Annotated in this window: 12 protein-coding genes; 10 read left to right on the forward strand and 2 right to left on the reverse strand. The window is 56.3% G+C overall.

The genetic code is table 11. The annotated features are described in order from the left end of the window. Nucleotides 1-16 precede the first annotated feature (16 nt). Nucleotides 17-2104, reverse strand: a complete 2088-nt coding sequence (locus AC5S16_RS02825; RefSeq protein WP_493928488.1) for a glutaminase family protein — start codon at nt 2102-2104, stop codon at nt 17-19. Nucleotides 2105-2310: 206 nt separating this feature from the next. Continuing rightward, nucleotides 2311-3783: a phosphomethylpyrimidine synthase ThiC gene (gene thiC, locus AC5S16_RS02830; RefSeq protein WP_493928489.1), complete on the reverse strand. Its 1473-nt coding sequence runs from the start codon at nt 3781-3783 to the stop codon at nt 2311-2313. 163 nt (nt 3784-3946) lie between these two features. On the opposite strand from thiC, the gene AC5S16_RS02835 reads away from it, so the two are divergent. The 10 genes from AC5S16_RS02835 to AC5S16_RS02880 all read left to right on the forward strand — a co-directional run bounded on the left by AC5S16_RS02835 (nt 3947) and on the right by AC5S16_RS02880 (nt 13587). Beyond that, a complete protein-coding gene (locus AC5S16_RS02835) occupies nt 3947-4414 on the forward strand; it encodes a cytochrome c maturation protein CcmE (RefSeq protein ID WP_493928490.1) in 468 nt (155 codons plus the stop codon). A gap of 81 nt (nt 4415-4495) precedes the next feature. After that, nucleotides 4496-5143 carry a heme ABC exporter ATP-binding protein CcmA gene (ccmA, locus tag AC5S16_RS02840; protein WP_493928491.1) on the forward strand — a complete coding sequence of 216 codons (648 nt, stop codon included), beginning with the start codon at nt 4496-4498 and terminating at the stop codon, nt 5141-5143. After that, nucleotides 5140-5619: a Cys-tRNA(Pro) deacylase gene (gene ybaK / locus AC5S16_RS02845; protein WP_493928492.1), complete on the forward strand. Its 480-nt coding sequence runs from the start codon at nt 5140-5142 to the stop codon at nt 5617-5619. The genes ccmA and ybaK overlap by 4 nt, the downstream gene beginning before the upstream one ends. Further along, nucleotides 5616-6287 carry a heme exporter protein CcmB gene (locus AC5S16_RS02850; protein WP_493928493.1) on the forward strand — a complete coding sequence of 224 codons (672 nt, stop codon included), beginning with the start codon at nt 5616-5618 and terminating at the stop codon, nt 6285-6287. Before ybaK ends, AC5S16_RS02850 begins: the two co-directional genes overlap by 4 nt. Before the next feature lie 80 nt (nt 6288-6367). Continuing rightward, complete coding sequence (locus AC5S16_RS02855) at nt 6368-7483, forward strand: AAA family ATPase (protein ID WP_493928494.1); 1116 nt, start codon at nt 6368-6370, stop codon at nt 7481-7483. Nucleotides 7484-7485: 2 nt separating this feature from the next. Beyond that, nucleotides 7486-8178: a DUF4276 family protein gene (locus AC5S16_RS02860; protein ID WP_493928495.1), complete on the forward strand. Its 693-nt coding sequence runs from the start codon at nt 7486-7488 to the stop codon at nt 8176-8178. A gap of 120 nt (nt 8179-8298) precedes the next feature. After that, nucleotides 8299-9351, forward strand: a complete 1053-nt coding sequence (locus AC5S16_RS02865) for a 3-deoxy-7-phosphoheptulonate synthase (protein WP_493928496.1) — start codon at nt 8299-8301, stop codon at nt 9349-9351. Nucleotides 9352-9732: 381 nt separating this feature from the next. Beyond that, nucleotides 9733-9957, forward strand: coding sequence for a FeoA family protein (locus AC5S16_RS02870; protein ID WP_493928497.1), 225 nt, complete (start codon nt 9733-9735; stop codon nt 9955-9957). 5 nt (nt 9958-9962) lie between these two features. Further along, on the forward strand, nt 9963-11852 hold the full coding sequence (gene feoB / locus AC5S16_RS02875) for a ferrous iron transporter B (RefSeq protein ID WP_493928498.1): 1890 nt from the start codon (nt 9963-9965) through the stop codon (nt 11850-11852). Between the two features lie 127 nt (nt 11853-11979). After that, a complete protein-coding gene (locus AC5S16_RS02880; protein WP_493928499.1) occupies nt 11980-13587 on the forward strand; it encodes an ABC-F family ATP-binding cassette domain-containing protein in 1608 nt (535 codons plus the stop codon). Nucleotides 13588-13637 lie beyond the last annotated feature (50 nt).

Here is a 13637-nt window from a genome sequence, read left to right on the forward strand (position 1 = left end):
TCGTTTTAGCTGCGTTTCACTTTGTTTTGCCGGTCCACTTCTTCCACATTGCGGGATCGGCCAGCATCTTCATATAAACTCCGCCCACAACTGCTCGCGCCTGGAAGCCGACCTGCTTGCCGTCGGCTGTCTCAAACCAGTCGCTCAGGGGAACGCGGGTTGGTGATTCCGTCATGAAGCGGTAGAGCGGATCGATGAGCGCGGTGAAGTCGCTCTGCTTGTCGCTGAGTGTCGCTGTCCACACGATCCAGTCGAGCTTGGTGTAGGTCTTGCGGTTGTCGAGCGGTAGACCGAAGGCGTTCTGGTGCTTGAGGTAGAAGGCCATCTCCTGATCGACGATCTGCGGAGAGAACAGGTGCAGTCCGAGCACGCGATCCCAGACCATGTTGTACTTCTGGCTCCAGGTACCGGTCTGGTCAAAGGCCAGCTTGTAGTGGTCTTCTTCAAAGGCCATGTCCTTCCACTTGGCTGCCATTTGCGTGGCCAGCTTGCGGTAGGCAAGCGCGTCCTTGGGCTTGTTGAGCTGCTGCGCCAGCTGCGCGTAGCTGCCCAGCGCTTCGATGGCCTTGATGGAGAGATTGGTGTTGTGCGGGAGATGCCCGGCAAAGTCGTCGGTGCTGAGCTGGTTCTCCGGATCCAGACCCTTGACCTTGAGGTACTCGGCCCATTTGGTCAGCACCGGCCAATACTTCTGGGCGAAGGCGGCTGAGCCCTGGGCATGCGCCAGCGCGTTGGCGAGGATGATGAGGTTGCCGCTCTCTTCGACCGGCATCTGGTCTTCTTCAGTGCGCTCGCCGCCGCCATAGACCTGTCCGTTGGCCAGCGGATATGTTCCCAGATCATGCGGGGCGAAAGGCCAGCGCCAGCGCGGAAGGCTTGCGTATTCCATCATGGGGGCAAGCTGTGCTTCGAGAAGCTTCGGATTCAGCAGCAGAAAGAAGGGCGATGACGGATAAGTGATATCGACAGTGTCGATGCAGCCGTTGGAGAAATTCTCCTTCGAGAAGAGCATGGGCGAGCCATCTACATCGGCCACCAGCTTGTGCGCGGCGATGGTCTGCCGAAAGGCCAGCGTTGCGAGCTGTGCGTAGTGCGCTCCGCCTTCGCGCTCGAGATCGCCTACCAGCTCGAGGTCGAACTCTGTTCCCTGGCGGCGCAGATCTGCCTCTTCAGATTCGGCCTTTCCGAGCATTTCTGCCGTGGTCATTCCATTGCGCCGCCAGTAAGCGCGCAGGCGGCGGTTCAGGTATTCGATGGAATAGATGTCGTCATAGGCAAGGAGCAGCCGGCGCGAGACGGTGGAGCTGCCCACCTGTCCCAGATCAAAGCGCACAGCGAGCAGCGGCAGTCCGTGGCGCACGGAGCGCGGCATGTCGAGGTCGTCGTTCTTGGGCAGGGTTCCGTCCTGCGCGAACTGATGCCGCGCTTCCCTGCTGCTGGCTACTGTCTCGGCGCCGGGCTGCGGAGGAACTGCGAGGTAGAGCCATCCCCAGTCGATGCGAAGGTTGTCTCCGGACTTGGCGAGCACAGGCTGGGTATTGGTTCCCACGCGCAGGGCCTGCATATCTCCAATGCGCGCGCGCCCCCAGACGACTGTGTCCTCTTCATTGTTTGTTGCCAACTGAGATGAGGCGTCGAAATAGAGCGAGGTTGCGTGTTCCTTGCCGTCGGTCGAGTGAACGTCCCAGCTCACGTAGCTGACCGGGCGCGAGAGCACATCGAGGTTCTGCGGCAGCGCGGGGGTAAAGAATGTCAGCGCGATGTGGATGCCGGCGTCTTCAAAGTCATAGACCGTGCGCGTGGGCCAGATGGCGCGCGACACCTGCTTCAAAGCAGGAATATCACTGTCGCCGCGCTCTTCGCCAATCAGCCGGTAAGTCTTGCCATCGACCCGGACCAGTCCCGATAACTGCTGCGGTGTGCCAGTCCAGTGGCGCGTGGGGCTTGCGGTCAGGTCATCGGAAAAAGACCATACGCTGAAATATGGATCGTGAAGCACGAGCGGCGTTGCGGGTGTGCGAGCGGTGACAGGTTCCTGGGCGGAAGCCACAGTCAGAACGCCAAGGAGAAAAGGAGCAAGAAAGCCAAGCCTTGAAGTCATCATCCCATCTTTGTATTTACAGGAATGCGGGGCCCGTGTAAACGCTCTCATGCTGTGGAACGATGTTATTTCATGTTGTCACCCTGAGCGTTAGCTCAGTGAAGGGTTAATGAAGTACCTGCTTTTCCCCGGCTTACGCAAAGATACGCGGTAAGGCTGGGAAAAAGCAGGTCCTTCGCTGCGCTCAGGATGACAAACTCAAAGATGCTTTAGCTCTTCTCTGCCAGTTGGGCGGCCTGCAGCGTCACGAGGTTACTCAGGTCTGCTTTTTCGAGGCCATGGACGGTCTTGTTGAACTCGTCCACCTTGCTCGACCAGTTCATGGAGCAGAACTTCGGGCCGCACATGGAGCAGAAAGCTGCTTCCTTGTAGTAGTCATCCGGCAGCGTCTCATCGTGCATGGAGCTCGCCGTCTCAGGGTCGAGCGAGAGCGCGAATTGCTTCTCCCAGTCGAAGGTATAGCGTGCGTAGCTGATGGCGTCGTCACGATCCCGCGCTCCGGGACGGTGCCGCGCGATGTCGGCTGCGTGGGCGGCGATCTTGTAGGCGATCATGCCGTCCTTCACATCCTTTTCGTTGGGCAGGCCGAGGTGCTCCTTGGGCGTGACGTAGCAGAGCATCGAGGCGCCGTGCCAGCCGATCATGGCCGCTCCGATGGCGGACGTGATGTGGTCGTAGCCCGGAGCAATGTCGGTCACGAGGGGCCCCAGTGTGTAGAAAGGCGCGCCGTAGCAGTACTCGACTTCCTTGTCGACCTGCTCCTTGATCTTGTCGAGTGGCACGTGACCAGGCCCTTCGATCATGACCTGCACGTCGCTCTCCCAGGCCTTCTTCGTCAGCTCGCCCAGCGTCTTTAATTCGGCGAACTGCGCTTCGTCGGAAGCGTCAGCTACGCAGCCGGGGCGCAGTCCGTCACCAAGAGAGAAGCTGACATCATACTTCGCCATGACCTTCACGATGCGGTCGAAGTGCTCATAGAGAAAGTTCTGCTTGTGGTGGTGCGTCATCCACTGCGCCAAGATCGCGCCTCCGCGGCTCACGATGCCGGTGATGCGCCTGGCGACCATCGGCACATACTGGATGAGCACACCGGCGTGGACGGTGAAGTAATCCACACCCTGCGCAGCCTGCTCTTCGATCACTTCGAGGTAAACGTCAATGTTGAGGTCTTCAAGCTTCTTGACCCGGTTCAGCGCCTCGTAGATGGGAACGGTGCCGATGGGCACGGGCGAGTGGCGCAGGATGGAATCGCGAATCTCAGGAATATTGCCGCCGGTGGAGAGGTCCATCACCGTGTCCGCGCCAAACTGTACGGCCATGTGCAGCTTGCGCAGCTCTTCATCGATGTTTGAAGTCACGGCCGAGTTGCCGATGTTGGCATTGACTTTGCAGCGCGAGGCGACGCCGATCGCCATCGGCTCGAGCTCGGGGTGGTTGATATTCGCAGGGATAATGAGCCGGCCCGCGGCAATCTCATCGCGAATCAGCCCGGCGGAGATGTTCTCGCGTTTGGCAACATATTCCATTTCTTCGGTGATCCTGCCCTGACGCGCAAAGTGCATCTGCGACATATTGGTGTCGCCGGTGCGCGCCGCTTCGGCCTTGCGTTTCACGACCCATTCCGCACGGGGCTTCAGAATCTCGGTTGCCGACTGCGGAACGCTGTTGCCAATGGTGCTCATAATCACCTCTTCAAGTAAGAAAAAAGAGCTCTCTTGCGGTTAGATGTTTGATGAATGCAGGATGAATCCTGAAGGCGATTATAAATTCATCTGCTTCTCTGTGTTTGTGTGATCGAGATCACAAAACGGGCGTACCGGGTTCGCAGTACAATAATTTCCAGTCATGAAGAACAACCAGGGCATGCGCATCGGCATAGCGATTGTCGTCGTTCTCGGCGTGATTATCTATCTCGCGGTCACCGGCGTTCAGGCCAACAAGAGCTACTATGTCACAATCCAGGAGCTGCACAGCCTGGGCGACAAAGCCTATGTGCGCCACCTGCGCGTGGCCGGAAATGTGCAGCCCGGCTCGATCCAGCGCACGGGCTCGAATGCGAAGTTTGTTCTGGTCGAAAACAGCCTGACCCTGCCGGTTGCCTATCAGGGCGAAGAACCTCCGCCGGATACCTTCAAGGACAGCTCGCAGGCACTGGCTATCGGGACATTTGGGCGCGACGGGGTTTTTCACGCTACTCAGCTGCAGGCCAAGTGCGCCTCGAAGTATGCTCCGGCCCAGCCGGGGCAACAGGGCACGGCGCTCAGCGCACAGGGTTCGGCTGCGAGTCCGTCTTCTGCCCAGGCTACACAATAAGGGTATTGTTTTTGAGGGTATTATTTTTCTGCGCCCCGAGCGCTGTACCCTGTACCCTGCCCTGTAAACTGTTCACAACAAATGCCCGTCACCGCCCAGCTGGAAACTGTCTCCAAGCTTTATGGAACCTTTGCCGCCTTGCGCAAGGTTTCGCTCACGCTCGAAGCGGGACGCTGCTATGTACTGCTGGGTGAGAATGGCGCAGGGAAATCGACGCTGCTGCGCGTTCTGGCCGGGCTGCTCCGTCCCAGCTATGGAACTGTGAAAATCTTTGACGCCGCTCCGGAAGCCGTGCGCGACCGCATCGGCTACATGAGCCATGCTCCCATGCTTTATGACGAATACACAGCGCAGGAAAATCTGCGCTACTTCGCCGATCTCTATCGCACGCGCGCCTGCCTCGGCGCTAAAGAGGTTTTGCGCTCGGTAGGCCTTGACCCCGCGCTTACGCGGCCTGTCGGACAGTACTCACAGGGCATGAGACAGCGGACTTCCCTTGCGCGCGTTCTGCTTTCGCAGCCCGATCTGCTGCTGCTTGACGAACCCTTCTCCAACATGGACGTCGTCAGCGCGCACCAGATGCTTGAGCTTCTCAAGAAGATCAAGGCCGAACAGCGCACCATCGTGCTGACCACGCATCAGCGCGAACTGGCTGAACCGCTCGCGGATTTCCTGATTACGCTTACCGCCGGCAGCGTTGCTTCCCAGACAACCACGGTGCACGCATGAAGACGAACGCCGCACGCTATCTCGATTCACTTAACATCCGCTATGAGCTGCGCGACTATGCGCTCGATGACGAAAATTTCTCCGCCATTCTGGTAGCGGAAAAAATCGGGCGGCCGCCGGAGCAGGTCTTTAAAACACTGCTCTGTGTCACCAGCGACAAAGAGCATGTCTTTGCTGTTGTTCCCGGCAATGCCGAGCTCGATTTCAAGAAGCTTGCGCAGGCTGCTGGCGTGCGCAAGGCTGAGATGGTTTCGCTCAAAGAGATTCAGCCACTCACTGGATACATTCGCGGCGGCGTCACTGTCTTCGGAGCTAAGAAGGATTTCCCTGTCTACGTTGACGAAACCATCGAGCTGTTTGATTTGATTTCTGTCTCGGCTGGAACGCGCGGCACGCAGATCATCCTCTCGCCTGCCGATTACATTCGCGCCTCGAGTGCAACCACTGCTCCGCTGACGAAAAAAGGCACGTCATGAGGCAGCCTTACTTCGTCACCCACCTGCTTAAAGACCTGCGTCTGGAATGGCGATCGAAGGACGCGATCAACTCGATGCTCTTCTTCGCGCTGCTGGTGGTGGTGCTCTTCAGTCTTGCTTTTGATCCCACGCGCGAATCATCGCGGCAGATTGCCGGCGGAATTCTCTGCGTGGCGACGATGTTCGCTTCTGTCTCGGCGTTAAACCAGGCATGGGCGCGCGAGCTGCGCCATCAGGTGCTTGACGCACAGCGCATGACGCCTTCTCCGGCAGCATCGCTTTTCCTCGGCAAGGTGCTGGCGAATTTTCTATTTGTAACTGTAGTTGAGCTGATTCTCACGCCAGTCTTCATCATTTTCTACAATCTGCACGCGATTGGAAACGGCTGGCTGCTGGCGCTGGTGCTTCCGCTGGGGACGTGGGCGCTGGTGGTCAATGGAACATTCTTCGCCGCGCTCTCTATACGCACGCGCAACCGCGAGCTATTGCTGCCATTGCTGCTGTTTCCGCTCTTTATTCCTGCATTGCTGGCGATGGTGCTGGCTGCAAGCTACATCCTCACCGGAGAACAGGACCCTGGACTCTGGATTCAGATGCTCGCCGGATACGATGTGATTTATACGACCATTTGCCTGCTGCTGTTTGATGTTGTGCTGCACGCGGAGTAGGGCTGCTCCATGGTATTTATGGGCTATGCTAACGTGTAGAAAAGCAATAGAATTCATAGACCAGCCCAGCAATCTCCGATATGCCCTCAGACGCACTCGATTACATTACCGTAAAAGGCTTCAAGAGCATTGACTCGATAGAAAAGCTGCCTCTCAAGTCGATTAATGTCCTGATCGGGCCGAATGGCGCTGGAAAATCCAACTTTATTGGTGTATTTGCTTTTCTTCATGAGATCCGAGAAGGTCATCTGCGGGATTACGTAGTTAAAGCAGGTGGGGCAGAGAAGGTCCTGCATTTTGGCTCAAAGAACACAAAAAGTATTCACATAAAACTTTCGTTCAAAGACGAAGTAAACCAATATGAGCTAGAGTTAAGCCCCACGCAAGATAACGGCCTATATCCTTCGCTGGAGCGTGCCTATTTTTGGAACCAAAACTACACAGATCCTATCTACCAGCGGCTTTCTCCTCGTGAACAAGGACGAGAAGCTGGCATAAGTGATCCCAAGCTTACTGGAATTAAAGGGTGGGTTCGGAATCGCCTCAGCAGCTGGCGCATCTACCACGTTCACGATACCAGCGCGTCATCTCCGATGCGCAAAACAGCGAGTGTAAACGATAATCGCTTTTTGAAGCCCGATGGCTCGAATCTTGCTGCTTTTCTGTATTACCTGCACCAGCGTCATGAAGCTTCATATAGCCTCATTCAGCGAACAATTCAACGTGTTGCGCCTTTTTTCGATGATTTCAGACTGGCGCCTTTGAATTTAAAGCCGGACGACATTCAACTCGAATGGAAGCATCGGAATTCTGATCAATATTTCGATGTGTCATCATTGTCAGACGGAACTCTACGTTTCATTACACTCGCAACGCTCTTTCTTCAACCAGATGAATGCCTGCCATCTGTAATACTGGTCGATGAACCGGAACTGGGATTGCATCCTTATGCAATCGGCATGCTTGCATCTCTTATTCGCCATGCTTCAACGAAAACGCAAGTAATCATTTCCACACAATCCTCGCTCCTGCTAGATCAATTCAAACCCGAGGACGTGCTCGTCGCTAATAGAGTTGGATCGGGGACTCAGATAACCCGTCTCGACCCGGCACCTTTGTCCGATTGGCTCAAGGAGTACAGTCTTGGGCAACTCTGGGAGAAAAATGAATTCGCAGGAAGACCAATTCCAGATTAGCGATGGCCAGACTCATAGTTCATGTTGAAGGACAAACCGAGGAAACATTCGTCAATGAAGTTCTTCGTGAACACTTGATTGGGCATGGATACGAATCAGTAAAAGCTCGTCTTGTTGGGAATGCGCGGCTACGAAAGAATCGAGGTGGCATTCGATCCTGGGAAGCAGTGAGAAGCGAAATTATTCAGCATCTGAAGCAAGACCGGGGTTGCATTGCAACAACTATGGTTGATTTCTATGGCCTTCCTCAGAGCGGAAATGGAGCATGGCCGGGCCGCGCGGAAGCCAATACCCTGACTGTCAATCGTAAAGCTCCGCACGTCGAACAGGCACTCCTAAGTGATCTGGCTAATGGAATGGGCCAGAATTTCAACCAGAAGCGCTTCTTGCCTTTCGTCATCATGCATGAATTTGAGGGGTTGCTCTTCAGCGATTGCACATCTTTTGCTTTCGCCATTTGCCAACCAGAATTAGAGTCTCAACTGCAGAGCATCCGCAACCAATTTTCCAGCCCTGAAGAAATTAATGACTCACCCATAACAGCGCCTTCAAAACGTATTCAAAGCCTGGTACCTGGATATGACAAAGAACTCTTTGGAGCTCTGGCTGTATTGGAGATTGGCCTTGAACGAATTCGACAAGAATGCTCACACTTTAATAACTGGCTGAACCGCTTAGAATCCCTCGTTGCTTAATTTCTAGCTAGCCTCCTGATAAAGTCCAACCACATTCCCACTCGGATAGCGAGATTGGCACCGAAGGATGCGTGTCCCCATACGGGAAGTACAAAGTACGTTATTTTAAAGATAAGACCCATGTTCTTCCCTACAAATGATCTGCGTATCAAGGCAACGAAGGTCGTCCTTCCCCCGGTTTTTCTTCAGGAAGAGCTTCCGGTAACAGAAACCGCATCGGCAACCGTTTTTCAGGCTCGCACTGAAGTTGCCAATATCCTGAACGGTAAAGACCATCGCCTTGCCGTTGTTGTCGGCCCTTGCTCGATTCATGACCCCAAGGCTGCGCGCGAATATGCAGGACTGCTCAAGAGCGCCATCGCTGAGTTCTCCAAAGAGCTGATGATCGTGATGCGCCTCTACTTTGAGAAGCCGCGCACCACGCTGGGATGGAAGGGCCTCATCAACGATCCGCATCTCGACGAATCGTTCCGCATCAATGACGGACTGCGCATTGCGCGTCACCTGCTGCTCGATCTTGCCGAGATGGGCGTGCCTGCGGGGACCGAGTTTCTCGACATGATCTCGCCGCAGTATGTGGCCGAGCTGGTCAGTTGGGGAGCGATCGGCGCGCGCACCACGGAGAGCCAGGTACATCGCCAGCTTGCTTCCGGGCTCTCCTGCCCTGTGGGATTCAAGAACGGCACATCTGGCAACGTGCAGATCGCGATTGAAGCGATTCTCTCTGCCAGCCATCCGCATACGTTCCTCGGAACTTCCGAGACAGGCCAGTCGGCAATTCTCTTCACCGCCGGCAATCCTGACTGCCACATCATTCTGCGCGGCGGACGCCAGACCACCAACTACGATGCCGCCTCCGTCGCCTCCACGGCTCAACAAATGGAAAAAGCCGGCATCGCGCCTCGCATCATGATCGACTGCAGCCACGCCAACAGCGGCAAGGACCACCGCAAGCAAGGTGCTGTCTGCCGCAATGTTGCCGAACAAATCGCCGCCGGGGACCGCCGCATCATGGGCGTCATGCTTGAAAGCAATCTCGTTGCCGGAGCGCAGCAGCTCATTCCCGGCAAGTCCCTCACCTACGGCCAAAGCATCACCGACGCCTGCATCGACTGGCAGGAAACCCACGGTCTCCTCAAGGACCTGGCTGCCGCAATACAGTCACGCGGATAGTAATGCCTCCGGCGGCGCCTGCGCGGCGGGCGGTCTTTGCCAGACGGGCATACCAGTAAAAGCGAGCGGGGCAAAAAGAACCCCGCTCACTTTTAATGATCGTGTTCCATCTGCAATGTCTGCCGACCAAGGAGATGAACTGGATTGCCATCTAACCGAAGTACAGAACACTTAATGGAGATGGCCAGCAATATCTCGCGACCAGCGGGAGTGACACGGAAGAACCAATACAGTTAACACCCAGCAAGGATGGCGCCAAAGGCGCGTGTGCCCGTGCGGCCAGCACAATTCCGATTAAAGCAGTCCTAGTTTGCTGTATGATGAATCAGAAGGGTTTTTGCCCTCATCTGATGAACGGAAGCACCTGAGAACTTGGCTGCGTTGAGTGATCTGAGAGTCGGTAGATTGGGCGTGGTGGAAACGCTGCAGTTGCCTGATGAGATTCAGCATCACTTGATGCATATGGGGTTTATGCCGGAGGCGCGAGTGAGGGCTGTGCGGCGCGCCCCGACTGGTGATCCGACTGTTTATGCAGTGGATGGGATGGAAGTTGCCTTGCGGCGCGATACGGCCCGTTGGATTACCGTAAGGGAACTTGAGGAATAGCGACGATGAGCAGTTGCTGTACGACGGCCACAGTTGAGATTGAAGCGAAACCGCGGATAGCAGGCAAAATCCACACCGTTGCGCTCATTGGGCCACCGAACTCGGGCAAGTCGACTCTTTTCAATCGCCTGACAGGACTGCGCCAGAAGGTTGCCAACTATCCCGGAGTCACTGTCGAACAGCATTACGGCAAGATGAGCGGCATCGACCGCAGCGACCTCACGCTGATTGATCTGCCTGGAATTTACAGCCTGAATACACATTCAGAAGATGCGCGCGTAGCCGTTGAAGTTCTTCAGGGCAAGATGCCCGGAGCGCCTGCGCCCGATGCTGTTCTGCTTGTCCTTGATTCTCTGCACCTGCAGCGCCAGTTGATGCTGGCCGCGCCGATTCTTTCGCTGGGTCTGCCGACGATGGTACTGCTTAACATGAGCGATCTAATGGAAACGCGCGGCGGCGAAGTGGATACGCTTGCCCTGGCGCGCGAACTGGGCGTCCCTGTTGCCAAGATCAGCGCATCGCGCGGAACCGGGCTCGACACCATCAGGCATTTCCTTGACCAGAGGCGGGAGCAGGTCAAAGCCATTGCCCCAAGGCTTGAATTGCCTGTGATGGGCAATCCCCGCTCTTACCGGCAGTGGGCCACAGGCATCAGCACGCGCACCAAGTACAAGGCTCCGCTCTCTTCTGACTGGACGCGCAAGCTTGATGCAGTGCTGCTGGGACGAATCACCGGACCGCTGTTCTTCATTGCAGTCGTGTTCGCCGTCTTCCAAATGGTGTTTTCCGTTGGCCGTCCGGCAAGCGATACGCTGCAGGAATTGCTGAATACGTCAGGCGATAAGATCGGGCTGCTGCTTGGTCACGGCTGGCTGCAGTCACTGCTGATTGACGGCGTGTGGAAGGGTGTTGCCTCGGTGCTCGTCTTCCTGCCGCAGATTCTGCTGCTCTTTCTTTTTATCGGGATTCTCGAAGACTCCGGCTACCTGGCGCGCGCTGCTCTGATTGCCGACCGGATGATGCGCACCATCGGGCTCAACGGCAAGGCATTCATACCGCTGCTTTCTGCTTATGCCTGTGCTGTGCCGGCCATCATGGCGACACGGACCATTGAGAACAAGCGTGACCGCTTTGCGACGATTCTGGTTACGCCGTTCATGACCTGCTCGGCGCGATTGCCGGTATATCTGCTCATCATTGCCGCGTTCGTTCCTAACAAACCGCTGCTTGGCGGCTTCTTCGGATTGCAGGCTGCCGTGATGATTGGCCTCTATGTGCTTGGATTTCTCGCGGCGCTGTTTACGGCGCGCCTGCTCAAGTCTTCGATTCTGAAAGCATCGTCAGCGCCCTTCATTCTGGAACTGCCGCAATACCGCGTGCCTACCCTTCGTTCGCTCGGGTTGCGATTGCTTGACCGCGGCATGGTCTTCGTGAAGCAGGCAGGCACGGTCATTCTGAGCGTGATGCTGGTGCTCTGGGTGCTGAGCCATATTCCTTTCCATGCTGATCTTGCACAGAGCCTCGTAGGCCGCGTCGGTCAGTTCATTGAGCCCGTCATCAAGCCGCTTGGGTTTAACTGGAAGATCGGCATCGGACTGCTCAGCTCCGTGGTGGCGCGTGAGGTCATTGTCGGCACGCTGGGCAATCTGTACGGCGCTGATCCGGCAACGCAGTCGCTGAATCTGCAGGTGGCTCTGCGGCACGACCTGACGCTCGGCGGAGCGATGGCCCTCGTGGTCTTTTTCGCTTTCGCCATGCAATGCACATCGACGCTCGCTATCGTAAAGCGCGAAACCAACAGCTGGAGATGGCCCGCGCTGCAATTCGCGTACATGAGTGTGCTAGCGTATCTTGGCGCGCTGGCTACCAATCTCCTGGTTTCGCATTTTTTCTAGTAAACTGAGGAAGAGCGGGCAGCGGACTATCTCCGCGCACACCAGGAATCCGAAATATTTCACAACACATGTACAGAGACATCTTCGAGCGAAGATTTCGCCTCTGTCTGATTAGCGGGATTGCACCATGATTTCAGTCAATAACGTCACCATGCGCTACGGGTCGAAGGTCCTCTTTGAGGAAGTGACCACCACTTTCACGCCCGGACGCCGCTATGGTCTCACCGGCCCCAACGGCGCCGGCAAGTCCACATTCATGAAGATCCTCTCCGGCGAACTGGATGCGCAAAAAGGCACGGTCGTTCGTCCCAAGAAACTCGGCATCCTGCGCCAGGACCAGTATGCCTTCGACGCCTACCGCGTCATCGATACGGTCATCATGGGCAACAAGGCGCTGTGGACCGCGATGGAAGAACGCGACGCCATTTATTCCAAGGCAGAGTTGACCGACGAAGACGGCATGCGGCTGGGCGAGCTTGAAGGCATCGTCGGCGAAGAAGACGGCTACACCGCCGAGAGCGATGCCGCGATTCTGCTTCAGGGACTCGATATTTCCGACGATTTGCACGAGCGCAAGATGAGCGAACTACAGGGCGGCCAGAAGGTCCGTGTGCTGCTGGCTCAGGCGCTCTTCGGCAATCCGCAGGCTCTGCTGCTTGACGAGCCTACGAACTACCTTGACCTTGATTCGATCCACTGGCTGCAGGAGTTTCTGCTGAAGTTTGAAGGCACGCTGATCACGATCTCGCACGACCGCCACTTTTTGAACAGCGTCACCACGCACACGGCGGATATCGATTACCAGACCATCATCACCTACACCGGCGGTTACGATGAGATGGTTGTCGCCAAGACTCAGGTGCGCTCGCGCCTCGAAGCGCAGAACGAACAACGCGAGAAAAAGATCGCGCAGTTGAACGAGTTCATCGCGCGCTTTTCCGCCGGAACGCGTTCGAGCCAGGTCACCAGCCGCAAGAAGGAAGTCGAGCGCCTGCAGACGACCGAACTGGCCAGATCGAACATCCAGCGCCCCTACATTCGCTTCGACCAGCTTCGCCCCTCAGGCAAGCACACCATCGAGTTCGAAGGCCTGGGCAAGAGCTACGGCGATCACGTTGTCTTCAATGGATTCGGCGGAGCGGTGATGCGCGGCGAAAAGGTGTGCCTCATTGGACGCAACGGCCAGGGTAAGACGACCATGCTCAGGTCGCTGCTGGCCGGCGTTCCTGACCTTGCCGAAAAAGACTTTACTCTCGATGCAGGCAGCGTGAAGTGGGGACATGAATCGCAGATTGGCTACTTCCCCCAGGACCACGCTGATGTCATCGAGCACGGCAAAACAGTGAACGAATGGCTGCATCAGTTCGATCCGAAGGCAACGACAGAAGATATCCGCGGCATTCTCGGCCAGATGCTCTTTCGCGGTGAAGAAGGCCTCAAGCCAACTGCTGCGCTTTCCGGCGGCGAAGCGGCGCGTCTCATCTTCTGCAAGCTGATGCTGCAGAAGCCAAACATTCTGATTCTTGATGAGCCGACGAACCACCTCGATCTTGAATCGATCAACGCGCTGAACATTGCGCTGCAGCGCTACGAGGGCACGGTGTTGCTGGTCACGCACGATCAGGATCTGATTGAAGAAGTAGGCACACGCATCTGGCATTTCGAGAATGGCGCCATTGACGATTTCAAGGGGCCGTACGAGGAATATACTGCAGCAACTGCTGCCGCAAAGTGACATTGCCGGGGCCGGATAAGTTCCGGCCCTGTTTCCTGATTCCCTACTTG

The organism is Acidobacterium sp. FHG110202_01 (assembly GCF_059115305.1).

What these genes read in the sequence shown, in the direction of transcription:
- AC5S16_RS02850 (WP_493928493.1), top strand. Translation starts at nt 5,616, where the DNA reads ATGAGGCAGCCTTACTTCGTCACCCACCTGCTTAAAGACCTGCGTCTG.
- ybaK (WP_493928492.1), top strand. Translation starts at nt 5,140, where the DNA reads ATGAAGACGAACGCCGCACGCTATCTCGATTCACTTAACATCCGCTAT.
- AC5S16_RS02880 (WP_493928499.1), top strand. Translation starts at nt 11,980, where the DNA reads ATGATTTCAGTCAATAACGTCACCATGCGCTACGGGTCGAAGGTCCTC.
- AC5S16_RS02825 (WP_493928488.1), bottom strand. Translation starts at nt 2,104, where the DNA reads ATGATGACTTCAAGGCTTGGCTTTCTTGCTCCTTTTCTCCTTGGCGTT.
- thiC (WP_493928489.1), bottom strand. Translation starts at nt 3,783, where the DNA reads ATGAGCACCATTGGCAACAGCGTTCCGCAGTCGGCAACCGAGATTCTG.
- AC5S16_RS02860 (WP_493928495.1), top strand. Translation starts at nt 7,486, where the DNA reads ATGGCCAGACTCATAGTTCATGTTGAAGGACAAACCGAGGAAACATTC.
- feoB (WP_493928498.1), top strand. Translation starts at nt 9,963, where the DNA reads ATGAGCAGTTGCTGTACGACGGCCACAGTTGAGATTGAAGCGAAACCG.
- ccmA (WP_493928491.1), top strand. Translation starts at nt 4,496, where the DNA reads ATGCCCGTCACCGCCCAGCTGGAAACTGTCTCCAAGCTTTATGGAACC.
- AC5S16_RS02855 (WP_493928494.1), top strand. Translation starts at nt 6,368, where the DNA reads ATGCCCTCAGACGCACTCGATTACATTACCGTAAAAGGCTTCAAGAGC.
- AC5S16_RS02865 (WP_493928496.1), top strand. Translation starts at nt 8,299, where the DNA reads ATGTTCTTCCCTACAAATGATCTGCGTATCAAGGCAACGAAGGTCGTC.
- AC5S16_RS02835 (WP_493928490.1), top strand. Translation starts at nt 3,947, where the DNA reads ATGAAGAACAACCAGGGCATGCGCATCGGCATAGCGATTGTCGTCGTT.